Origin of the sequence: Amycolatopsis sp. NPDC049688 (assembly GCF_040674975.1) — a bacterium.
GTDB lineage: Bacteria > Actinomycetota > Actinomycetes > Mycobacteriales > Pseudonocardiaceae > Amycolatopsis.
The window spans coordinates 1-23,603 of sequence record NZ_JBFANY010000012.1; the positions used below are offsets into that span (position 1 = coordinate 1).

18 protein-coding genes are annotated in these 23,603 nt (G+C 69.6%); 11 read left to right on the plus strand and 7 right to left on the minus strand.

Annotated elements, in window-relative coordinates; genetic code table 11:
• Positions 1 to 162 precede the first annotated feature (162 nt).
• Genes AB0J55_RS31070 through sdhC form a run of 4 tightly spaced genes read right to left on the minus strand, consistent with a single transcriptional unit; the run spans position 163 to position 3,566 of the window.
• The gene (locus tag AB0J55_RS31070; protein ID WP_364256342.1) at positions 163 to 933 is read right to left on the minus strand and encodes a succinate dehydrogenase iron-sulfur subunit; all 771 of its coding nucleotides are present in this window, start codon (positions 931 to 933) and stop codon (positions 163 to 165) included.
• Positions 933 to 2,687 (minus strand): succinate dehydrogenase flavoprotein subunit, encoded by a 1,755-nt coding sequence (sdhA, locus tag AB0J55_RS31075; protein ID WP_364256344.1) that lies wholly within the window; start codon positions 2,685 to 2,687, stop codon positions 933 to 935. Before sdhA ends, AB0J55_RS31070 begins: the two co-directional genes overlap by 1 nt.
• Positions 2,688 to 2,707: 20 nt before the next feature.
• Entirely contained in the window at positions 2,708 to 3,121 is a 414-nt protein-coding gene (locus AB0J55_RS31080; protein ID WP_364256347.1) for a succinate dehydrogenase hydrophobic membrane anchor subunit, read from the minus strand.
• Position 3,122: 1 nt separating this feature from the next.
• Complete coding sequence (gene sdhC, locus AB0J55_RS31085; RefSeq protein WP_364256350.1) at positions 3,123 to 3,566, minus strand: succinate dehydrogenase, cytochrome b556 subunit; 444 nt, start codon at positions 3,564 to 3,566, stop codon at positions 3,123 to 3,125.
• A 413-nt stretch (positions 3,567 to 3,979) separates the two neighbouring features.
• Here sdhC and AB0J55_RS31090 point away from each other — a divergent pair, with 413 nt between their 5' ends.
• The 8 genes from AB0J55_RS31090 to AB0J55_RS31125 all read left to right on the plus strand — a co-directional run bounded on the left by AB0J55_RS31090 (position 3,980) and on the right by AB0J55_RS31125 (position 14,913).
• Entirely contained in the window at positions 3,980 to 5,953 is a 1,974-nt protein-coding gene (locus AB0J55_RS31090) for an NPCBM/NEW2 domain-containing protein (protein WP_364257042.1), read from the plus strand.
• An 11-nt stretch (positions 5,954 to 5,964) separates the two neighbouring features.
• A complete protein-coding gene (locus AB0J55_RS31095) occupies positions 5,965 to 7,815 on the plus strand; it encodes a glycoside hydrolase family 97 catalytic domain-containing protein (protein WP_364256353.1) in 1,851 nt (616 codons plus the stop codon).
• Positions 7,816 to 8,103: 288 nt separating this feature from the next.
• Positions 8,104 to 9,246 carry a BMP family ABC transporter substrate-binding protein gene (locus AB0J55_RS31100; protein ID WP_364256356.1) on the plus strand — a complete coding sequence of 381 codons (1,143 nt, stop codon included), beginning with the start codon at positions 8,104 to 8,106 and terminating at the stop codon, positions 9,244 to 9,246.
• A gap of 78 nt (positions 9,247 to 9,324) precedes the next feature.
• Positions 9,325 to 10,896, plus strand: coding sequence for an ABC transporter ATP-binding protein (locus tag AB0J55_RS31105; protein ID WP_364256359.1), 1,572 nt, complete (start codon positions 9,325 to 9,327; stop codon positions 10,894 to 10,896).
• Entirely contained in the window at positions 10,893 to 11,984 is a 1,092-nt protein-coding gene (locus tag AB0J55_RS31110) for an ABC transporter permease (RefSeq protein ID WP_364256362.1), read from the plus strand. The genes AB0J55_RS31105 and AB0J55_RS31110 overlap by 4 nt, the downstream gene beginning before the upstream one ends.
• A gap of 32 nt (positions 11,985 to 12,016) precedes the next feature.
• Entirely contained in the window at positions 12,017 to 13,249 is a 1,233-nt protein-coding gene (locus tag AB0J55_RS31115) for an ABC transporter permease (protein WP_364257045.1), read from the plus strand.
• Positions 13,250 to 13,639, plus strand: coding sequence for a cytidine deaminase (locus AB0J55_RS31120; RefSeq protein WP_033261417.1), 390 nt, complete (start codon positions 13,250 to 13,252; stop codon positions 13,637 to 13,639).
• On the plus strand, positions 13,636 to 14,913 hold the full coding sequence (locus AB0J55_RS31125) for a thymidine phosphorylase (protein ID WP_364256365.1): 1,278 nt from the start codon (positions 13,636 to 13,638) through the stop codon (positions 14,911 to 14,913). The genes AB0J55_RS31120 and AB0J55_RS31125 overlap by 4 nt, the downstream gene beginning before the upstream one ends.
• On the opposite strand, the gene AB0J55_RS31130 is transcribed toward AB0J55_RS31125, so the two are convergent.
• Both AB0J55_RS31130 and AB0J55_RS31135 read right to left on the minus strand, forming a co-directional pair.
• On the minus strand, positions 14,910 to 15,425 hold the full coding sequence (locus AB0J55_RS31130) for a hypothetical protein (RefSeq protein WP_364256368.1): 516 nt from the start codon (positions 15,423 to 15,425) through the stop codon (positions 14,910 to 14,912). The genes AB0J55_RS31125 and AB0J55_RS31130 overlap by 4 nt on opposite strands.
• A gap of 275 nt (positions 15,426 to 15,700) precedes the next feature.
• Positions 15,701 to 16,825 carry a PA containing protein gene (locus AB0J55_RS31135; RefSeq protein WP_364256371.1) on the minus strand — a complete coding sequence of 375 codons (1,125 nt, stop codon included), beginning with the start codon at positions 16,823 to 16,825 and terminating at the stop codon, positions 15,701 to 15,703.
• Between the two features lie 213 nt (positions 16,826 to 17,038).
• On the opposite strand from AB0J55_RS31135, the gene AB0J55_RS31140 reads away from it, so the two are divergent.
• Together AB0J55_RS31140 and AB0J55_RS31145 are read left to right on the plus strand one after the other, a co-directional pair.
• Entirely contained in the window at positions 17,039 to 18,133 is a 1,095-nt protein-coding gene (locus tag AB0J55_RS31140) for an adenosine deaminase (RefSeq protein WP_364256374.1), read from the plus strand.
• 101 nt (positions 18,134 to 18,234) lie between these two features.
• Entirely contained in the window at positions 18,235 to 19,431 is a 1,197-nt protein-coding gene (locus AB0J55_RS31145; RefSeq protein ID WP_364256377.1) for an MFS transporter, read from the plus strand.
• A 226-nt stretch (positions 19,432 to 19,657) separates the two neighbouring features.
• Here AB0J55_RS31145 and AB0J55_RS31150 read toward each other — a convergent pair whose 3' ends face one another.
• Positions 19,658 to 20,920 (minus strand): primosomal protein, encoded by a 1,263-nt coding sequence (locus tag AB0J55_RS31150; protein WP_364256380.1) that lies wholly within the window; start codon positions 20,918 to 20,920, stop codon positions 19,658 to 19,660.
• 151 nt (positions 20,921 to 21,071) lie between these two features.
• Between AB0J55_RS31150 and AB0J55_RS31155 the strand changes: the two genes are divergently transcribed.
• A complete protein-coding gene (locus AB0J55_RS31155) occupies positions 21,072 to 23,576 on the plus strand; it encodes a DUF3516 domain-containing protein (protein WP_364256383.1) in 2,505 nt (834 codons plus the stop codon).
• Positions 23,577 to 23,603 lie beyond the last annotated feature (27 nt).

Here is a 23,603-nt window from a genome sequence, read left to right on the forward strand (position 1 = left end):
CTTGACAAACCCGACCGCCGGCTGAAGGGAAGGCTGAGGATGAGGGGCGGGGGAGGTCTGGTGACGTCGTTGGTCGCCTTCCGCTGCCGGCCGCCGGTTGACGACCCGCGACAAAAGAAAGGCCCTCCGGCTCCATCCGCCGGAGGGCCTTCCCCGAAGACCTCAAACGCGCTTGAACAGCAGCGCCCGCTTAACTTCCTGAATCGCCTTCGTCACCTGGATCCCGCGCGGGCAAGCATCCGTGCAGTTGAACGTCGTCCGGCACCGCCAAACACCCTCACCGTCATTGAGGATGTCCAGCCGCTCCTCCGCCCCCTCGTCACGGGAGTCGAAGATGAACCGGTGGGCGTTCACGATCGCCGCCGGGCCGAAGTACGACCCGTCGTTCCAGTACACCGGGCACGAGGACGTGCAGCACGCACAAAGGATGCACTTCGTCGTGTCGTCGAAGCGATCCCGGTCCGCCTGGGACTGGATCCGCTCGCGCGTCGGCTCGTTGCCGTACGTGATCAGGTACGGCTTGATCGCCCGGTACGCCTCGAAGAACGGGTCCATGTCGACGTACAGGTCCTTCAACGTCGTCAGGCCCTTGATCGGCGCGATCGTGATCGTGGTCTTCTTGCCGTTCTTCTCCAGCAGGTCCTTCATCAGAACCTTGCAGGCGAGCCGGTTGATCCCGTTGATCTGCATCGCGTCGGACCCGCACACGCCGTGCGCGCACGAGCGACGGAACGAGAACGTTCCGTCGATGTAGTCCTTGACGTAGAACAGCAGGTTCAGGAGGCGGTCCGTGCGCTGGGCCGGGACGTCGTAGGACTCCCAGTGCGGCTCCGAATCCACCTCCGGGTTGAACCGCAGGATCTTCAGCGTGACGGTGATCGGGGTGTGCTCGTCGGAAGCGGCGACATCCGACTCGGCAGTAGCGGTGGTCATCAGTACTTCCGCTCCATCGGCTCGTAGCGGGTGAAGGTGACCGGCTTGTAGTCCAGCCGGATGTCGGACGACAGACCCGAGCCCTGCTTGTAGGCCATGGTGTGCCGCATGAAGTTCGTGTCGTCGCGGGTCGGGTAGTCCTCGCGGGCGTGGCCGCCGCGGGACTCCTTGCGGGCCAGTGCGCCCACGACCAGGACCTCGGCCAGCTCCAGCAGGAAGCCCAGCTCGACGGCTTCCAGCAGATCCGTGTTGTACCGCTTGCCCTTGTCCGACACCGTGATCCGCTGGTAGCGCTCCTTCAGCGCCTGGACGTCGGTCAGCGCCTGCTTCAGCGTGTCCTCGGTCCGGTACACCGACGCGTGGGAGTCCATCGTCTGCTGCATTTCCTTGCGGATGTCGGCGACGCGCTCGTCGCCGTGCTCCGACAGCAGGCCCGCCAGCTGCTCCTCGACCAGCGCGGTCGGGTTGTCCGGCAGCTCGACGTGCTCGTGGGCCAGCGCATACTCCGCCGCGGCGATGCCGGCGCGGCGGCCGAACACGTTGATGTCCAGGAGCGAGTTCGTGCCCAGGCGGTTCGAGCCGTGCACGGACACGCACGCGACCTCGCCCGCCGCGTACAGGCCCGGGATGACGTTCTCGTTGTCACGCAACGCTTCGCCGTGCACGTTGGTCGGGATCCCGCCCATCACGTAGTGGCAGGTCGGGAACACCGGCACCGGCTCCTTCACCGGGTCGACGCCCAGGTACGTCCGGGAGAACTCGGTGATGTCCGGCAGCTTGGTCTCGAGGACCTCGACCGGCAGGTGCGTGACGTCGAGGACGACGTAGTCCTTGTTCGGGCCGCAACCCCGGCCCTGCAGCACTTCCTGCACCATCGAGCGCGCCACGATGTCGCGCGGCGCGAGGTCCTTGATGGTGGGGGCGTAGCGCTCCATGAACCGCTCGCCGGACGCGTTGCGCAGGATCCCGCCCTCGCCGCGGACGGCTTCCGAGATCAGGATCCCCAGGCCCGCGAGGCCGGTCGGGTGGAACTGGAAGAACTCCATGTCCTCCAGCGGGAGGCCCTTGCGGAAGATGATGCCGAGGCCGTCACCCGTCAACGTGTGCGCGTTCGACGTGGTCTTGAAGATCTTGCCCGCGCCGCCGGTGGCGAACACGATCGACTTCGCCTGGAAGACGTGCAGCTCGCCGGTGGCCAGCTCGTAGGCCACGACACCGGACGCGACCGGGTTCCCCTCGGAGTCCTCCGACAGGATCAGGTCGAGCACGTAGAACTCGTTGAAGAACTCCGTGCCGTACTTGACGCAGTTCTGGTACAGCGTCTGCAGGATCATGTGGCCGGTGCGGTCCGCGGCGTAGCAGGCGCGGCGCACCGCGGCCTTGCCGTGGTCACGCGTGTGCCCGCCGAAGCGGCGCTGGTCGATCTTGCCTTCGGGCGTGCGGTTGAACGGCAGGCCCATCTTCTCCAGGTCCAGCACCGCGTCGATGGCCTCCTTGGCCATGATCTCCGCGGCGTCCTGGTCGACGAGGTAGTCGCCGCCCTTGACCGTGTCGAAGGTGTGCCACTCCCAGTTGTCCTCTTCGACGTTCGCCAGCGCGGCGCACATGCCGCCCTGGGCCGCGCCGGTGTGGGACCGGGTCGGGTAGAGCTTGGTGAGGACCGCGGTGCGGGCGCGCTGGCCGGACTCGATGGCCGCGCGCATGCCGGCGCCGCCGGCACCGACGATCACCACGTCGTACTTGTGGAACTGCATGGTGGGAGAACTCCGTGGCGTTAGTTCGCGGGCATGTTCGGGTCGAACGTGAAGATCACCATCGTGCCGACGGCCAGGATGAGCACCATCGAGACGTACAGCAGGATCTTCAGCCAGAACCGCGTGCTGTCCTTGCGGGCGTAGTCGTCGATGATCGTGCGCAGCCCGTTGCCGCCGTGGATCTCGGCGAGCCACAGCATCAGCAGGTCCCAGAACTGCCAGAACGGCGAGGCCCAGCGGCCGGCGACGAAGCCCCAGTTGATGCGGTGCACGCCGCCGTCGAGGATGTTCATGATCAGCAGGTGGCCGAGCACCAGGATGACCAGGACGAGCCCGGAGATCCGCATGAACAGCCAGCTGTAGAGCTCGAAGTTGCTCCGGCGCGCGGCGGGCCGCTTCGGCGTGCGCGGGTTCGCGAGCGCGAGGTCGGCCATGTCAGTTACCCCCGAAGAGCGTCTCGGCGGTGCGCTTCAGCATGAAGAACGCACCGGGGACCATCACGACGACCCAGACGACGCCGATGACCCACAGCATCGCCTTCTGCAGCTTCGGGCCCTTCGACCAGAAGTCGACCAGCATGACGCGGATGCCGTTCAGGGCGTGGAACAGCACCGCGCCGACGAGGCCGACCTCCAGGAGGTTGACCAGCGGCGTCTTGTAGGTCTCGATGACCTGGTCGTAGGTGTTCGGCGACACGCGCACCAGCGCGGTGTCGAGCACGTGCACGAACAGGAAGAAGAAAGTGAGCACGCCGGTGATGCGGTGCAGCACCCAGGACCACATGCCGGGGTCGCCCCGGTAGAAGGTCCCCTGCCGGCGTGAGGCACCCGCCCGATCGCTCGCCTCTGCCGCTGTGGCAGTGCTCGCCGTGGTGGACATCGGTGAACGGCCTCCAACGTCTGACTGTGCGCCCGGTGGCCGGTGAGGTCCGCTGTCGCCGCGGGAACGGCGGCTGTGCCGAGATCAACGTCATCGAGCCTGGATGAATCGGATGCTAGACCCGCACCCGGAATGCGGCTCACCTCCGGGTTCCCCTCTGTGATGGACCAGACACCGGCACTCCCGCACCGCCACCCGGCGGTGTGGTGCAGCGCACTCGGCGGCGCGACGGCTTTGGTCGTCCCGCTCACCGGTCATCAGACCTCTGAGAGATCTGATATCTGATGCGCTACGCCGAACGGCTGGTGGATTCCGGTGGTTATTGACCATCTGCGATGCCGTCCCTAGCGTCGCTCGGGCAAACATCGGATCTCTCACGATGGGGTGACGTTCTGGTGCGACGACTCGGCCTGGTGATCGCCGTCGCGGCCCTGCTGCCCGTGGTGTCGGTCACGCCCGCGCAGGCACTGCCCGACGGGCTGGCGCTGACGCCGCCGATGGGCTTCAACAACTGGAACACCACCGGCTGCGCCGTGGACGAGCAGATCATCCGCGACACCGCCGACATCTTCGTCGACAAAGGACTCAAGGCCGCCGGCTACGAGTACGTCAACGTCGACGACTGCTGGGCCGAGCCGGCCCGCGACGCCGACGGGCGCATGCAGGCGAACAAGGCCCGGTTCCCGAGCGGCATCAAGGCACTGGCCGACTACGTCCACGCGAAGGGCCTCAAGTTCGGCATCTACACCAGCGCGGGCACCGTGACCTGCGCCAAGACCCAGCCGGGTGCGCTCGACCACGAGGACGTCGACGCGCAGACGTTCGCGGACTGGGGCGTCGACTACCTCAAGTACGACAACTGCAACAACCAGGGCCGTCCGGCGCTCGAGCGCTACACGAAGATGCGCGACGCGCTGAAGAAGACCGGCCGCCCGATCGTGTACTCGCTCTGCGAGTGGGGCGAGAACAAGCCGTGGACGTGGGGGGCCGACGTCGGGCACCTCTGGCGGACCACCGGCGACATCAAGGACAACTGGGCCAAGATGCTGCAGATCCTCAAGGCGAACGCGCCGCTGGCGCCGTACGCCGGGCCGGGGCACTGGAACGATCCCGACATGCTCGAGGTGGGCAACGGCGGGATGACGACCGAGGAGTACCGCTCGCACTTCTCGCTGTGGGCGATGATGGCCGCCCCGCTGCTCATCGGCGCCGACCTGCGCAAGGTGTCGCCGGAGAACTTCGACGTCCTGCGCAACGCCGAAGTCATCGCGCTCGACCAGGACCGCCGTGGCGTCCAGGCCCGGGTGGTGTCCAACCAGGACGGACGCTGGGTGTTCGCCAAACCCCTCGCGAACGGTGACGTGGCGATCGCGCTGTTCAACGAGACGACGTCGAGTGCGACGATCGCCACCACCACGGCCGCCGCCGGGCTGCCGCAGGCCGCCGGGTACACCGCCCGCGACCTCTGGGCCCACCGCGACCTGCAGACGGCGGGCCGGATCTCCGCGGTCGTCCCGCCGCACGCGACGGCCGTCTACCGGGTGCACGCGGGCGGCTCGTGGTGGCGGAACGCGCCGCTGGTGAGCACCGGCATCGAGGTCGCCGCGCCGGTGCCCGGCGTCCCGGGGGAGATCACGCCCGCCGGGAAGCCGTTCGAGGTCACGGTGTCCGCCACCGACGAAGGCCGCGTCCCGGTGTTCGACCCGCGGGTCACGCTGACCGCGCCCGCGGGCTGGCGGGTCGAGCAGGTGGCGCGGCCGCGGAAGCTCGTCCTCGGGACCGGCGAGACCGCGGCCGGGCGCTGGCGGGTGACCCCGCCGTCCGGGACCGAGGGCACGACGGCGGTGCTGCGCGGCGGCGTCACCTACCGCGCGCTCGGGTTCGGGCAGGTCACCTGGTCCGGTGAACAGCAGCTGACCGTGCCGGCCGCGCCGCCGACGGCGCCCGCGTGGGCGAGCGACCTGCGCTGGGCGGCGGAGAAGAACGGCTACGGCCCGGTCGAGCGGGACATGTCCAACGGCAGCATCCCGGCCGGCGACGGCAAGCCGCTGACCATCAACGGTGTCGTCTACCCGAAGGGCCTCGGGGCGCACGCGCCGAGCGAAGTCGTCTTCTACCTGGGCGGCCACTGCACGGCGTTCACCGCGGACGTCGGTGTGGACGACGAGCGCGAGGCGACGAACAAGCAGGGCTCGGCGACGTTCGAGGTCTACGCGGACGGGGCGAAGGCCGCCTCGACCGGGCTCCGCACCTGGCAGGACCCGGCGACGCCGCTCGCCGCGGACCTGCACGGCGCGCAGTACCTGCGGCTGGTCGTCACCGACGGCGGCGACGGCAACTCCTACGACCGCAGCGACTGGGCCGCCGCCCGGCTCACCTGCGCCTGAAGGGACTTCTCATGAAGACACTGCCGGCCGTTGCCTTGGCCGTCGGGGTGGCTTTGGCCGGGTTGCCCGCCGCCGGGCAGCCCGCGCCCGTGACGTCCTGGACGCTCACCGCGCCGGGCACGTCGTTCGCGCCCACGCCCGAAGCGCACATCGCCCTCGACCGGGGCAGGCTCACGTTGTCGGTCACCCGCGGCGCGACGACGGTGCTCGAGCCGTCCGCGCTCGGCGTCGAGACGGCGAACGGTGACCTCACCCAGGGGTTGAAGGTCACCGGGTTCACGCAGAAGCCGGTCCACGACGAGTACCCGACGACCTCCGGCAAACGTTTGCGGCACACCTACGACGCCGCCGAAACCACGCTGGACGTCAAGGGGCCCGGTGGCGCGTTCGCCGTCGTCTTCCGGGTCTCCCGCGACGGTGTCGCCTACCGGTACGTCTTCGACACCCCGAAGTGGGTGACGGTCATCCGCGAGGCGTCGGAGTTCGCCGTCCCGCCGGCCGCGGACTCCTTCCTGCTGCCGTTCGACAACGGCCGCAGCGACTACGAGAGCATCCACGTCCACAAGCCGGTCGCGCAGCAGGACCCCGTCGAGTACGGCTATCCGGCGCTGTTCCACGTCGGTGACACCTGGCTGTCGGTCCTCGAATCCGACCTGAACGGCAGCTACGCGGGCTCCCGGCTGACGCTCACCCCGCAGCACCGTTTCCAGCTGACCCTCGGCGACCCGGCGGAAGTCGCGAAGGGCCCTCTCGCCACGCCGTGGCGCGCGATGATCGTCGGCGACCTGGCCACCGTCACCCAGTCCGACCTCAGCACCGACCTCGCGAGCCCCTCGAAGATCGCCGACACCTCGTGGATCAAGCCCGGCGCGGGGGCGTGGTCGTGGTGGTCGGAAGGCACCGGCGATCTGGCGCTGCAGGAGAAGTACGTCGACCTCGCGGCGAAGGAGGGCTGGGCGTACGACCTCGTCGACTCGGGCTGGAACGCCGCCTGGGTGCCCGACCTGGTCGCCTACGCCAGGCAACGCGGTGTCGGCATCTGGCTCTGGGCCGACGCGAAGATCACCGACACCGACAGCGAGCGCGAGAAGAACTTCAAGCAGTACGCCGACTGGGGCGTGGCCGGCCTGAAGATCGACTTCGTCGAGTCCGAACGGCAGGACCGCACCCGCTGGTACGACGCGGTGCTCGCGGCGGCCGCGAAGTACCACCTGATGGTGAACTTCCACGGCGCGCCGATCCCGCGGGGCATCCAGCGGACCTGGCCGAACGTGCTCAGCGTCGAGGCGGTGAAGGGCGCCGAGGGCACGAAGCCGAAGCCGGGGCGCGTGCCGTTCCCGATCGAGCACTACCTGACGCTGCCGTTCACGCGGAACCTGTCCGGCTCGATGGACTTCACGCCGGTGACCTTCACCGGCGTCCGGCCGACCAGCGACGGCGGCGAGCTGGCCCTGAGCGTGCTGTTCGAGTCCGGCGTCCAGCACTTCGCGGACAGCGTCGCGAGCTACGACGCCCACCCCGTCGCCGAGCGGCTGCTCAAGGGCATCCCGACGGCGTGGGACGACACGAAGCTGCTGGCCGGCGACCCGAGGAAGCTCGCGGTCATCGCCCGCCGAAGCGGCGCGCAGTGGTACGTCGGAGCGCTGCAGGCCGGGCCGGCGACGCGGCTCGACGCACCCCTGGGGTTCCTCCCTCCGGGTGATTGGCTGGCCGAGGTGTCCGGCGACGGCGCCGACGGGCAGCTCCTGGTCACGACACAGCGCGTGACGTCCGGCGGGGTCCTCACCGTCCCGGTGGCCGCGAACGGCGGATTCACCGCGCGTCTCTGCCTCGCCCCGCCGGGGGCGTCCGCCTGCCCCTGAACACCCCGAATGGCTGCTTGAGGCCACCATCGGGGCACAAAAGACCCTGATGGTGGCCTCAAGCAGCCCGTTTCCGCGCGGATCGCTGGGCCGATCGGATGATCACAGCTGGTGTCCGATCAGTCGCGCGCGCGACTCGTGAGTAAACGTTTGTGTTACGTAGCGTGCCTTTCCTATGGCGCATTCCTGTCCGCCGGGTACGGTCTGGCGGTCGACCCGGCAGTAGGGCCGGGCCGTGCCCTTGACCATCCGCTGGATCAGCGGGGAGGGAGACACACGTTGCGTCGCATGCGTGGAACCGCGCTGGCCGCCGCGGCCATGGCCGGGGTGCTCACCCTGGCCGGGTGCGCCAAGGATTCCGGCGGTGGTAACAGCTCGAACAACACCGCGGCCTCGACGGGCGGTTCCGACTGCGTCACCGCGCAGAAGCCGCCCGCGGCGCCCGCCGCCGCCAGCAGCTCGGCCGCGGCCGGCGAGAAGGTCGACGGCAGCAAGCTGAAGATCGGCCTGGCCTTCGACGTCGGCGGCCGGGGTGACGCGTCGTTCAACGACGCCGCCGCCGCGGGCACCGACAAGGCGAAGTCCGACCTCGGCGTGACGACGGTCAGCGAGAGCACCGCGTCGGCCAGCGAGGCCGAGTCGGCCAAGCAGCAGCGCCTCGAGCAGATGGCTTCGCAGGGCCTGAACCCGATCGTCGCGGTCGGCTTCGCCTACGCCGACTCGGTCAAGGCCGTCGCCGCCAAGTACCCGAACACGAAGTTCGCGATCGTCGACGACGACTCGATCCAGCTGCCGAACGTGACGCCGCTGGTCTTCGCCGAGGAGCAGGGCTCGTTCCTGGCCGGCGTCGCCGCCGCGTACAAGAGCAAGAGCTGCCACATCGGCTTCGTCGGCGGTGTCAACACCCCGCTGATCCAGAAGTTCGAGGCCGGCTTCCTGCAGGGCGCGAAGACGGTTTCGTCCAAGATCAAGATCGAGGACGAGTACCTCACCCCGGCCGGTGACTTCTCCGGGTTCCAGGACCCGCCGAAGGGCAACGCGAAGGCCGCGGCCGAGATCGCGAAGGGCGCGGACGTGATCTACCACGCCGCCGGCGCCTCGGGTAAGGGTGTCTTCGACGCCGCGAAGGCGGGCAACGCGCTGGCCATCGGCGTCGACTCCGACCAGTACAACCAGAAGACCGTCGCGGCCGACAAGGACGTCATCATCACGTCCATGCTCAAGCGCGTCGACGTCGCGGTGTTCGACTACATCCAGGCCGTCGCCAAGAACGACCTGACGACCCTGCCGAAGCGCTTCGACCTCAAGGTCGACGGCGTCGGCTACGCCACCTCCGGCGGCAAGGTCGACGACATCAAGGACGTCCTCGACGGGTACAAGGCCCAGATCATCTCGGGCGCGATCACCGTTTCGGACAAGCCGCAGAAGTAACTGACAACGCGGACGGGGCTCGGAGGGATTTTCCCTCCGAGCCCTCACGCGTTTGGAAGATATGGAATCCTCCCGCCCATGAGCACTGCCGAGGCCCCGGCCGAGGCCGTCCCCGACCGGGGCGCCCCCGCCGTCCAGCTGACCGGGATCACCAAACGGTTCCCGGGAGTGGTGGCCAACTCCGACGTCAACCTCACCGTCGCCGCCGGCGAGGTGCACGCCATCTGTGGCGAGAACGGCGCCGGCAAGTCCACCCTGATGAAGATCCTGTACGGCATGCAGCCGCCGGACGAGGGCACCATCGCGATCAACGGCGAAGAGGTGAAACTGCGCAACCCGCAGGACGCCATCCGCGCCGGCATCGGCATGGTGCACCAGCACTTCATGCTCGCCGACAACCTGACCGTAGGCGAGAACGTCTTCCTCGGCGCCGAGGGTCTGCACGGCATCGGCCGCGCCGCCCGCGCGCGGCTGGCCGAGCTCGCCGAGCGGACCGGCCTGCACGCCAAGCCGGAGACGCTGCTGGAGGAGCTCGGCGTGGCCGACCGCCAGCGCGTCGAGATCGTCAAGGTGCTCTACCGCGGGGCGAAGATCATCATCCTGGACGAGCCGACCGCCGTGCTGGTCCCGCAGGAGGTCGACGCGCTCTTCGACACCGTGCGGGAGATGAAGGCCGGCGGTTACACGTTCCTCTTCATCTCGCACAAGCTCGACGAGGTCCGGGCGATCGCCGACACCGTCACGGTGATCCGGCGCGGCACGACCGTCGGCACCGCCGACCCGAAGACCATCACCTCCCGCCAGCTCGCGGAGATGATGGTCGGGTCGGAGCTGCCCAGCCCGGAGACCCGCGAGTCCACCGTCACCGACCGCGCGGTGCTGCGGCTGTCCGGGCTGACGCTGGGCGCGGAGGGCTCGGACCGCAACGCGCTCGACGACGTCTCCTTCACCGTGCACGCGGGTGAGGTGCTCGGCATCGCCGGCGTCGAGGGCAACGGCCAGACCGAGCTCGTCGAGACGATCATGGGCATGCGCAAGCCGTCCGGCGGCACGATCGAGCTGGTCGACGCCGACGGCGAGGCCCGAGACATCACAAAGGCCGGCACGCTGGCCCGGCGCGAAGCCGGCATCGGCTACATCGCCGAGGACCGCACCCGGCACAGCCTGCTGCTCACGCAGCCGTTGTGGGTCAACCGGATCCTCGGCTACCAGACCCGCGAACCGGTCTCCAAAGGACAGTTGCTCGACATCGCCGGCGCCCGCGCCGACACCGAGCGGATCGTCCGCGACTACGACGTCCGGACGCCGGGCATCGACGTCCCGGCCGCGGCGCTCTCGGGCGGCAACCAGCAGAAACTGATCGTCGGGCGGGAGCTGTCCGGCAACCCGGTGCTGCTGGTGGCCTCGCACCCGACGCGCGGGGTCGACGTCGGCGCGCAGGCGCTGATCTGGGAGCAGATCCGCCAGGCCCGCGCCGCCGGGCTCGCCGTGCTGCTGATCTCCGCCGACCTCGACGAGCTGATCGGCCTGTCCGACACGATCCGGGTCATGCTGCGCGGGCGCCTCGTGAGCGAGGCCGACCCCGCCACGGTGACCCCGCAGGAACTCGGCTCCGCGATGACCGGTGCCGGGGAGGGTGACGAAGAATGACCTCCTGGCGCACGAAACTGCTGCCGCCGCTGCTGGCGATCGTGTTCGCCGTGCTGCTGTCGGCGATCGCGCTGATCATCTCCGGGGCCGACCCGCTGCAGGCGTACGGCACGATGATCGGCCAGATGTTCAAGGGCTCGACCGCGGTCGACACGGTGAACCTGGCGACGGTCTACTACCTGTCCGGGCTCGCGGTGGCCATCGGCTTCCAGATGAACCTGTTCAACATCGGGGTCGAGGGCCAGTACCGCTTCGCCGCCGTCGTCGCGGCCATCGCCGGCGGCGCGATGAAACTGCCGCCGGTCATCCACGTGATCGCGATCCTGCTGGTCGCGGTCGTCGCGGGCATGGCCTACGCGGCGGTCCCGGCGATCCTCAAGGTGACCCGCGGGGTCAGCGAGGTCATCTCGACGATCATGCTCAACGCGATCGTCGCCGGCATCATCGCGTTCCTCATCAACGCCGACCAGTTCGGCGTGCAGCGCGGCAACAACATCGGCACCCGCGTGATCGAGCCGTCGGGCCGGATCCCGGGCATCCCGCTCGGCTCGGGCACGCTGTTCGGGTTCGTCGTCATCGCCGCGCTCATCGGCGCGGCCTACTGGTTCATGCTCAACCGCACGCGGTTCGGCTTCGAACTCAAGGCGTCCGGCGAATCGACCACCGCCGCGGCCGCGGGCGGGGTCAGCGCCAAGAAGATGACGCTGATCGCGATGCTGCTTTCCGGTGGCGTGGCCGGTCTGGTCGCCATGCCGGAGCTGCTCGGCCGCGACTACAGCTACGGCATCACCGCGACCCAGATGTACGGCTTCACCGGCATCGCGGTCGCGCTGCTCGGCCGCAACCACCCCGGCGGCATCGCGCTCGGCGCGCTGCTGTGGGCGTTCCTCGACACCTCCGCGGTGTCGCTGGAGCAGATCAACGTGTCCAAGGAGATCGCGACGATCATGCAGGGCATCATCGTGCTGTCGGTCGTCGTGGCGTACGAGATCGTGCGCCGGGCCGACCTCGCGGCCGAACAACGCAGGGTCGGGCGGGCACTCGCCGGCCGCAAGGGTTCCTCGGTCGCCGAAGGGGGTGCGGTGTGATCACCGACGTCGCTCCCGGATCCGGCTCGACCATGCCGGTGCAGCAGCGCCGCCGCGGCCGGATCCCCGGCTGGCTGCGCGGGGTCATCTGGGCCGTGGTCGCCATCGCCGTCATCTCGACGGCGTCGTACTCCACCGGCGTCGCCGCGCTGACGTCGTCGAACACCGCGCAGACGGCGTTGCGCCTGGCGCTGCCGATCCTGCTCTGTGCTTTGGGTGGCCTGTGGGCCGAGCGCGCGGGTGTGGTCAACATCGGGCTCGAGGGCATGATGATCCTCGGGACCTGGGGCGCCGCCTGGGGTTCGTACAACGGCGGGGTGTGGGCCGGGCTGATCTCCGCGATCGTGTTCGGCGCGCTGGGCGGGCTGCTGCACGCGGTGGCGACGGTGACGTTCAACGTCAACCACATCGTCTCCGGTGTCGCGATCAACCTGCTCGGCCTCGGGGTCACGAAGTACCTGGCGAACCTGATCTTCGCGCCGATCTCCGGCAACCCGCGGCAGTCGCCGGTGGTGCCGAAGTTCGACACGTACTCGGCGACGTTCCTCTCGGACTGGCTGGGCGACCTGGAAAAGGAGCAGCGCGTCGGGATCTCCGACGTCGCCGGCGTCCTGCGCGGCCTGGTCACCGAGGTGGCGCCGCTGACGATGATCGCGATCATCCTGGTGCCGGTGAGCTTCTGGATCCTCTGGCGGACGCGCTTCGGCCTGCGGCTGCGGTCGTGCGGCGAGAACCCGGTCGCGGCCGAGTCGCTCGGCGTGAACGTCTACCTGCACAAGTACGTCGCCGTGGTCATCTCCGGCGCGTTCGCCGGCATGGGTGGTGCCTCGCTGGTGCTGCTGCGCGGCGGCGCGGACTACCTGGAGAACCAGACGAACGGCCGTGGGTACATCGGCCTCGCGGCGATGATCTTCGGCAACTGGCGGCCGGGCGGCCTGCTCGGCGGCGCGGCGCTGTTCGGCTACGCGGACGGCCTGCAGCTCGCCGGCGGCGGCGAAGCGGTACTTGCGCTGCTGTACGGCGCGGTGATCCTGGTCGCCGTGATCGTGGTGGTGCAGCTGTTCCGCCGCCAGTGGATCGCGGCCGGGCTCGGCGTCGTCGGCGCGGGCGTGCTGTACGCGATCTACTGGGCCAACGACACGCTGCCGTCGGACCTGATCCCGTACACCGCGCACTTCGTGACGCTGATCGTGCTGGCGGTGGCCTCGCAGCGGCTGCGGCCGCCGAAGGCCGACGGGCAGCCGTACCGGCGAGGGGAGGACTGAGTGTCTACTGTGGATTGGGATGCTCTGCGTTCCCAGGCGATCGAAGCGGCTTCCCACGCGTACGCGCCTTATTCGGGGCTGCACGTCGGCGTGGCCGGGATCGTCGACGACGGCCGGGTCGTGACCGGGTGCAACGTCGAGAACGCGTCCTACGGGCTCGGGCTGTGCGCGGAATGCACGATGGCCGGGCAGCTGCGGTTGTCCGGCGGCGGGCGCCTGGTCGCCGTGGCGTGCCGCAGCGGTGCCGGTGACCTGCTGATGCCGTGCGGGCGGTGCCGGCAGATCCTGTTCGAGCTGGGCGGGTCTTCGTGCCTGGTGGACACGCCGAGCGGGATCCTGCCGATGTCCGACGTCCTGCCGGACGCCTTCGGCCCGGACGACCTGCCGTGAGCGGGTTCGCGGCGGTCGACGTCATCCGGACCAAGCGCGACGGCGGCACGCTGTCCGACGAGCAGATCGACTGGGTCGTCGACGCCTACACCCGGGGTGAGGTCGCCGAGGAGCAGATGTCGGCGCTGGCGATGGCGATCTTCCTGCGGGGGATGACCTCGGCCGAGATCTCCCGCTGGACGCACGCGATGATCGCGTCGGGCGAGCGGCTGTCTCTTTCGGTGTCGCGGCCGACGGTGGACAAGCACTCGACGGGCGGGGTCGGCGACAAGATCACGCTGCCGCTGGCGCCGCTGGTGGCGGCGTGCGGCGCGGCGGTGCCGCAGCTGTCGGGCCGCGGGCTCGGCCACACGGGCGGGACGCTCGACAAGCTGGAGTCGATTCCCGGCTGGCGGGCGTCACTGTCCACTGCGGAGATCGCGGCCCAGCTGGAAGACGTCGGCGCGGTGGTCTGCGCGGCGACATCCGGGCTCGCGCCGGCGGACAAGAAGCTGTACGCGCTGCGGGACGTGACCTCGACGGTGGAGTCGATCCCGCTGATCGCCAGCTCGATCATGAGCAAGAAGATCGCCGAAGGCGCGTCGGGGCTGGTCCTGGACGTGAAGTTCGGGTCCGGCGCGTTCATGAAGTCCCTCGACCAGGCGCGGACGCTGGCGGGTGCCTTGACCTCGATCGGTGCCGACCACGGCGTTCCGACGACGGCGTTGCTGACCGACATGAACGTTCCGCTGGGGCGGGCGGTCGGGAACGCGGTGGAGGTCGCGGAGTCGGTCGCGGTGCTCCAGGGCGGCGGGCCCTCCGACGTGGTCTCGCTGACTCTCGCTCTGGCGCGGGAGATGCTGGCTCTTGCGGGTCTCGACGCGGACCCGGCGGCGGTGCTGGCTTCGGGCGAGGCGTACGAAGTCTGGTGCCGGATGATCTCCGCCCAGGGCGGTGACCCTTCGGCGCCGCTGCCCACGCCTGCCCACGTGCACACGGTCGTCGCGCCGGCTTCGGGCGTGCTGGCATCACTGGACGCGTACGCGGTGGGCGTCGCGGCTTGGCGGCTGGGCGCCGGGCGGGCCCGCAAGGAGGATCCGGTCCAGGCCGCGGCCGGGGTGTTGTGCCTGGCCAAGCCCGGCGACGCGGTGTCGGAGGGTGAGCCGTTGCTGGAGCTGCACACGGACACCCCGGACGCGGTCCCGGCGGCCTTGGCGGCGCTCGAAGGCGGGTTCTCGATCGCCGCTTCGGCCCCGGAGCCGGGACCGATCGTCGTGGAGACGATCCGGGGTTAGGACACCTGGATGGTGGCGGCGACCGGCTTGGCGCCGCTGCCACCGCAGGCGATGATGAAGGTGCCGGTGCTGTAGTAGAGGAAGTAGCTGCTCGTCGCCAGGGTGACCGGCCCGGCGGCAGGCAGCGTGAGCTGGCCGGTGCCCCCGGTCAGCCGGAAGCTCGTGCCGGGCTCGATGACGGGGTTCGTCAGCCCGGTGGCGTCGACCCGCCCCGTGGTGGCGCCGCCGACGTCGAGCACGACGGTGCCGGTGTATTTCCCGGCGGGTTCGGTACCGCCGCCCCACGCCGGCGCGACCTGCGTGATGCCGGCGTGCACGGTGACGGTCTGCCCGGCGGTGGCCGTGGCGGGCGCGGTCACGGTGATCTCGAAGGTCTTGGTCCCGGCGGGGCCGCCGATGGACCCGCAACCCCAGGTGACGGAGACGGTCCCGGCCTCGGCCGCGACCGGGACGGCCAGCGCGAGCCCGGCCGCGACGGCGGTGATCGTCGCGAGTCTTCTGGGTGTCTTCATGGTGAGTCCCCTCGTAGTCGGACCACGAGGGTCGCGAAGATCACCGCCAGGGGACGTCTCCCGAAATGCCGGGGTGGTCCGATTCCGTGTGACGATCATCGCGAAGATGATCACCCGGTCGAGTGAACGTCCAGCGTCGATGGAGCTGCCGCAGCCGCCCGGAACTGTCGGTGGTGCCCGGTAAGCTGGAAAACGGGGGCCGGAGGCCTGCGCGCTCGTCATCCACGCACGAAGAAGCCCCCGCCGGATCCCGGCGGGGGCTCTCCACGTGGGCCTTACTCCGCGGCTTCTTCCGAGCCTTCGCCCGTCTTGGCCTTCGCGTCGGCCGGCTTCGGGGCGCGGCCGTTGCGGGAGCTGCGGCGCGGCTGGCGCGGGGCCGGCGGGGGCGGGGCGATCTGCTGCACCGCCGGGCCGCCGCCGAGCATCAGCTCCGCGAACGTCGCCATCGCCTCGTCGAGCTGGCCGCCGATGCGGCGGACGCTCTCGTCGTTGCTCCTGCGGACCAGCGAGTCCACCGAGTCGGTGTCCGGCTGCTTCGACAGCGTGCCTTCGACCTTCGACAGCCCGGCCTTGAGCGCGCCGTCGAGGTCGCCGATGCCGGACAGGAAGCCGTCCTCCACCTTGTCGAGGCGGGAGGCCAGGTCGTCCAGGCGGGTGGTGACCGTTTCGAGCCGGTTGCCCAGGTTCTCCAGCCGGTCGGACGCGTCGATCATCTCGCCGGTCTCGGTCAGCGCGACCTTGAGCGCCTCGGTGTTGGCGTCGATGCGCTCGTGCGTCGTGCGGCCCAGCTCGCCGACCCGCTCCTGCGTGACGCGGCTGAGTTCGTCGACCTTGCCGCGCAGCTCGTGGTCCGTGGCGTCGACGCGCTCGCGCAGCGTCGACTCGGCCTGCTCGATCCGCTCGCGGACCGGGCCGTGCACGGACTGCGGCAGCGACTCGAGCTTCGCGTCCTGCTTGTCCAGGTGGCCGCCCAGCTCGTCGAGCCGGCGGTGGATGTTCTGGAGCTTGTCCTCGAGCCCGTCCATCCGGCCGGCGACGCCCTCGAAGCGCGCGGCGACGCCGTCGAGGCGGCCGTCGAGCTGCGCGAAGGGCTTGGCGAGCTTGTCGACGATGCTCTCGACGGCGCGGGTCAGCGCGGCGATCGCGTTGTCCTGGGCCTCGAGGCGGGACATCGTCTCGTCGAGGCGCTCGGCCAGGACGCTGACCTCGGTGCGGTCGGGCATCTCGGACAGCCGCTTGCGGACCGCGCCCAGCGAGTCCACCGGCGCGAGGCGGGCGTAGATGTCGTCGAGCGCGTCGAAGATCTGCTGCTGCTCGCTCTCACGCACTTCGGCCGCGCGCACCAGCATGTTGCGCATCCGGTCGAAGGACGGGGCGGCAATGTGGTTGTCAGTGGTCACTGCTGTGTGTCCTTCGTCGGCGGGGAAATGGAGGGACGTGCCACGAAGCTTATCGATTGCAAAAATTGCTGTCTGTATGGCCCCCGTGAAGAGGCTATTGCGGAGGCTGCCCCCGGATGGCCGATTCGGGACATGATCCTCGACGCTGAGGGTTAGCCCGAGCCTGAGAGTTACGGCCATGTAGGGGAATGACAACGAGGTTACCGTTGGGGGATGCCTGACGAAAGCCCTGTTCTGCCCACCGAGACACTCCGCCGCGCGCCCAAGGTGCTGCTGCACGACCACCTCGACGGCGGCCTGCGCCCGGCCACCGTCGCCGAGCTCGCCGACGCGACCGGTTATGCCGGTCTGCCCACCACCGACCCGGCCGAGCTGGGCAGCTGGTTCCGCCGAGCGGCCGACTCCGGCTCACTCGTTTCCTACCTCGAGACCTTCGCGCACACCTGCGGCGTGATGCAGACGGAGGAAGCGCTGGTCAGGGTCGCCGCGGAGGCGGTGGAGGACCTGGCCGCCGACGGCGTCGTCTACGCCGAGGTGCGCTACGCACCGGAGTTGTTCGTCGAACGCGGTCTGTCACTCGATGCGGTGGTCGAGGCCGTCCAGGCGGGGTTCACGGAGGGCACCCGGCGGGTGGCCGCGAACGGCGGCAGCATCCGCATCGGGACGTTGCTCTGCGCGATGCGCCAGCACGCCCGGGCGCTCGAGATCGCGAACCTCGCCGTCCGCTACCGCGACGCCGGTGTCGCCGGGTTCGACATCGCCGGTCCCGAAGACGGATTCCCGCCGACCCGCAATCTCGACGCGTTCGAGTATTTGCGGCAGAACAATGCGCATTTCACCATTCATGCCGGCGAAGCCTTCGGTTTGCCGTCCATTTGGGAGGCCATTCAGCACTGTGGCGCCGAGCGGCTCGGGCACGGCGTGCGCATCGCCGAGGACATCAAGACCGACGCGGACGGCACGGTCCACCTTGGACGGTTGGCCGCGTACGTCCGCGACCGCCGCATCCCCCTGGAGATCTGCCCGACGTCGAACGTCCAAACAGGCACGGTCGGGTCGATCGCCGAGCACCCCATCGGCCTGCTCGCCAAGCTGCGGTTCCGGGTGACCGTGAACACGGACAACCGGCTGATGAGCGGATGCACGATGACCAGCGAATTCGCCGCGCTGCACGAGACGTTCGGCTATGGTATCGACGACTTCCGCTGGTTCACCATCAACGCGATGAAATCCGCCTTCATCGATTTCGACGCCCGGATCTCGCTGATCGACGACGTCATCAAGCCCGGGTACGCCGCGCTCGCCTGACCCTCCCGGCTTCGGACCGCAACTCCCTTGCGGTCCTTAGTCATGCCAACTATCGTTCACTATGTAGGAAGTTGTTCTCATTATTTGAGACGGTGGCGAAGATGGCGCAGGTCGCGAGCGAGCAGCATGTCAGCCGACGGCGTTGGCTCATCCTCGCGCTCGGCCTCGCCGCGCAGACCGCGAGCTGCTCGTTCCTCTACGGCATCCCGTTCCTGGTCCCGGCCATGCGTGACGCCGAGGGCCTGACGCTGGCCGAGGCGGGCACCGTCGTGGCGGCGCCCAGCATCGGGTTGCTGTTCACCCTGATCGTGTGGGGCGCGGCTGCGGACCGTTACGGAGAGCGGCTCATCATGGCCCTCGGTCTGGGCGCCTCGGGGTTACTCCTGGTGTACGCAGGGGTAGGAAGTCACCCGGTCGGGCTCCTCTTTGGGGTGTTTTTGGCGGCGGGCGCCTGTACGGCCTCGGTGAACGCCGCGAGCGGTCGCGTCGTGATGGGGTGGTTCGCGAAGTCGGAGCGGGGCGTGGCGATGGGGATCCGCCAGACGGCCCAGCCGCTGGGCGTCGGCGTCGCGGCGCTGGGGCTGCCGCCGCTGGCCGCGCACTTCGGCTTCCGGGCCGCGGTCCTGCTGCCGGCCGGGCTGGCGATCCTCGTGGCGCTGCTGGTGGCGTGGCTGGTGACCGACCCACCGCGGCCACCCCGCTCGGTTTCCGGGGAGCGGCCGTCGTCGCCGTACCGGCACGCGGCGCTGTGGCGGGTGCACGGGGCGAGCGCGCTGCTGGTGGTGCCGCAGTTCGCGGTGTCGGCGTTCGCGCCGGTGTACCTGGTGGCGGTGCAGCACTGGAGCCCGTTGTCGGCGGGCTGGTACCTCGCGGTGGTCCAGGTGCTGGGGGCCCTGGGCCGGCTCGGCTCGGGCTGGTGGTCGGACCGGGTCGGGAGCCGCCTGCGCCCGATGCGCCAGCTGGCGGTCATGAGCTGCCTCGTCATGCTCTTGGTCGCGCTGGGGGACGCATCTTGGCCATGGCTGGTGCTGCTGGCGCTGGCGTTGGCGGGGGTGATCACGGTGGCGGACAACGGCCTGGGCTTCACGGCCTCGGCGGAGCTGGCGGGCTTGGCGTGGTCGGGGCGCGCGATGGGCACGCAGAACACGGCCCAGAACGTCGCGGCCTCCCTGACCCCGCCGCTGCTGGGCCTGGTGATCGGCGACAGCCGGTACGCACTCGCCTTCTGCGTGGCGGCGGTGTTCCCGGCCCTGGCGGTCCTGGTGGTCCCGGTCCGCGCAGAACACCCCGAGCCGTGACAACGGTCCACCCAGGTCCGCGTGTCGTCCCTCCAATCACGCGTGTCGACCCCCAGATCACCGGTGATGCCCCTCTGGACACGCGAGATGCCCGGCCCGTCGCGAAGTCTGGCGGGCCGGAGCGGCGAACTCGCGTGATTGGAGGGACGACACGTGTGTCTGAAGGGACGACACGACGAAGGCCGCCTCCCCGAGCATGGGAGGCGGCCTTCGTGCGAGCCAGAGATCAAGCCACCGTGAGGCGGTTCTCGAAAGTCTCGACCAGCTTCCGCCAAGCGCTCTGCTCCGCGTCGAACGGCGCCGACGGCTCCAGGCGCGTCGGGTCCGGCCGGAGCACGAACGACACCAGCCAGCCCAGGCTCTCGTTCGACGCCAGGGCCGTCTCGGCCGAGTCGTCGCCCGCCCACTCCGCCGCGTCCGTGATCAGCTCGACCGCCAGCTCCAGCTGGGTCGGGTCGAGCGCCTCCGGGCCCTCCGCGATGTCCGCGTCCAGGCCCGTCAACACGTACGTGTTCTCGGGGTCGACCTCGATCTCGAGCTCGCCCGCCGTGGCCTTCGCCAGGACCTCGTCCCACGTGGACACGTCCGCCAGATCCGTGTCGGCCAGGTCCTTGCCGTCGGCGAGGGCCCTGGCGAGCGCGCCCGGCGAGGTGAACACGTCGATCTCGCCCTCGCTGCCCAGGAACACCGGGGCGTCGTCGAGGTAGCAGCGCAGCGTGTAGTACTCCGCGCCGGACGTGATGATCTTGATCGGGTCGATGCCGACCTCGGCCCAGAAGCCGACCGGGCCCTCTTCCTCGTCCTCGGAGTCGTCGGCGTCGTCGTCCGACGAGAGCGCTTCGAGGTCCTCTTCGCCCTCCGCGCCGGCCTCGGCCTCGGCCGACTCCTCGTGGAACGCCGCCAGCTCCTCGGCCGTCTGCTCCAGCACCTTCTCGTCGACCTCGGGCTGGGTCACCAGGCCGTCGATCGCGTCGAGCACGGTGTCCCACTTCTGCGACACCGTCTCGGACAGGTCGTTCCACACCTGCACCCCGACGCTCCCGGTGAACGGCAGCGTGCCCTGGTCGAGCAGCGAGAAGCCCTCGGTCGAGTCGAGGATCTCGTGGACCTCCTCGAGGTCGCAGACGTCGGCGAGCGACCGCACGATCCCGACGATCTCCGCCAGCTCCGCGATGTGCCAGACGTCCGGCTCCTCGGCGACGAGCTCCGGGACGCCGACGAGGTCGTACGTGTGGTCCTCGTCCGGGATCAGCTCGGGCACGTTCAGCGACGGCACCGCGTCCCACGCCGGGTGGTCGAGCAGGTCGTGCCGCTCGGACGTGCGGACGAAAGCGGCCAGGTGAGCGGCGTCGGGGAAGGCGTACAGGTCGTCCTCGTCGCCGAGGAAAGCTTCCCACTCCTCGCCGTCTTCCCGCCAGCGCGGGGCCCACAGGGTGACGACGTCGCCCTGCGGCAGCCCGAGTTCGATCGGGATGATGTCCTGTGCCATTCCTAAGCCCTCCGGATTACCGCCCGTGTGCGCGCCAGACCGGAAGTATGCTCCAGGCCGTGCGCGGTACCGCGAAGCCTACGGGTTTCGCACCCGCGATGCGATCGCCCCTGCCGACTTTGCGCTGAGCGGATGAGACGATGGGGACCTGATGACTCTCACCGACCTCCTGCCTGCGGATCCCGACCCCGACGCGCTCTTCGAAGCCTTCTCCACCTGGACGGCCGAACGGGGCCTCGAGCTGTACCCGGCGCAGGAAGAGGCGGTGATCGAGGTCGTCTCCGGGGCGAACGTCATCCTGTCGACGCCGACCGGCTCCGGGAAGAGCCTCGTCGCCGTCGGCGCGCACTTCACCGCGCTCGCCCAGGGCCGCCGCAGCTACTACACCGCGCCCATCAAAGCGCTGGTCTCGGAGAAGTTCTTCCAGCTCATCGACATCTTCGGCGCCGACAACGTCGGGATGATGACCGGCGACTCCAGCGTCAACCCGGACGCGCCGATCATCTGCTGCACGGCTGAAATCCTGGCGAACATCGCGTTGCGGTTCGGGGCGGACGCCCCGGTCGGGCAGGTCGTGGCCGACGAGTTCCACTTCTACTCCGAGCCCGACCGCGGCTGGGCGTGGCAGGTGCCGCTGCTGGAGCTGCCGAAAGCCCAGTTCATCCTGATGTCGGCGACCCTCGGCGACGTGTCCTTCTTCGAGAAGGACCTCACCCGCCGCACCGGACGGCCGACGGCGGTGGTCACGTCGGCGCAGCGCCCGGTCCCGCTGACCTTCCGGTACGCGCTGACGCCGCTGCACGAGACCATGTCCGAACTGCTCAACGGCGGCCAGGCGCCGGTCTACGTCGTCCACTTCTCGCAGGCCGCGGCCATCGAGCGGGCGCAGACCCTGATGAGCATCAACGTCACGACGAAGGCCGAGAAGGAGGCCATCGCCGAGCTGATCGGCGACTTCCGGTTCTCCGCCGGCTTCGGCAAGACGCTCTCGCGGCTGGTCCGCCACGGCATCGGCGTCCACCACGCCGGCATGCTGCCGAAGTACCGCCGGCTGGTCGAGACCCTGGCGCAGTCCGGGCTGCTCAAGGTGATCTGCGGGACCGACACCCTCGGCGTCGGCATCAACGTTCCGATCCGGACGGTCGTGTTCTCCGCCCTGACCAAGTACGACGGCGTCCGGCAGCGGCACCTCAAGGCCCGCGAGTTCCACCAGATCGCCGGCCGCGCCGGGCGCGCGGGCTACGACACCGACGGCTACGTCGTCGTGCAGGCGCCCGACCACGTCGTCGAGAACGCCAAGGCCCTGGAGAAGGCGGGTGACGACCCGAAGAAGAAAAAGAAGATCGTCCGGAAGAAGGCGCCCGAGGGGTTCGTCAACTGGACCGAGAGCACGTTCGAGCGGCTCATCGCGGCCGATCCGGAGCCGCTGACGTCCAGCTTCAAGGTGACGCACTCGATGCTGCTGAACGTGATTTCGCGGCCGGGCAACGCGTTCGACTCGATGCGGCACCTCCTCGAGGACAACCACGAGGACCGTGCGTCGCAGCGCAAGCTGATCCTGCGCGCCATCGCGATCTACCGCGCGCTGCTCGCCGCCGGCGTCGTCGAACGACTGTCCGAACCGGACGATCAGGGCCGGATCGTCCGGCTCACCGTCGACCTGCAGTTCGACTTCGCGCTCAACCAGCCGCTTTCGCCGTTCGCCCTGGCCGCCATCGAACTGTTCGACCTCGAGTCGCCGAGCTACGCGCTCGACGTCGTGTCCACTGTGGAATCCACTGTGGACGACCCGCGGCCGGTGCTCTCGCAGCAGCAGTTCAAGGCCCGCGGCGAGGCCGTCAACGCGATGAAGGCCGAGGGCATCGAGTACGACGAGCGGATGGAGCTGCTCGAGAACGTCACGTACCCGAAGCCCCTCGAAGAGCTGCTGCAGGGCGCGTTCCACAGCTACCGGCAGGGCCACCCGTGGGTCGCCGACTACGAGCTCTCGCCGAAGTCCGTGGTGCGCGACATGTACGAGCGCGCGATGAACTTCGTCGAGTATGTCGGTTTTTACCAGCTCGCCCGGTCGGAAGGGCTGGTGCTGCGCTACCTCGCCGACGTCTACGACGCCCTGCGCCACACGGTGCCGGACGAGGCGAAGACCGAGCCGCTGCAGGACCTCATCGAGTGGCTCGGCGAGCTGGTCCGGCAGGTCGACTCGAGCCTGCTGGACGAGTGGGAGGCGCTGCGCCACCCGACGGAGGAGGGCCCGGTTTCGACGCGGCCGCCGTCCGAGCCGCCGGCCGTCACGCGCAACGAGCGCGCGTTCCGCGTCCTGGTGCGCAACGAGCTGTTCCGCCGGGTCGAGCTGTTCGCGCGGCGGGCGTGGTTCCCGCTCGGCGAGCTCGACGCGGCGTCGGGCTGGGACGCCGAGGCGTGGCAGGAAGCGATCGAGGACTACTTCGAGGAGTACGACGAGCTCGGCACCGGCCCGGACGCGCGCGGGCCGGCGCTGCTGCTGATCGAGCAGCTGCCGGACGTCTGGAAGGTGCGGCAGATCTTCGACGACCCGGCAGGCGACCACGACTGGGGCATCAGCGCCGAGGTCGACCTGGCCGCGTCGGACGAGGCCGGGATGGCGGTCGTCCGGGTGACCGACGTGGGCGCGCACTGATTGTTGCGATTTCCTGACCGGTCAGTC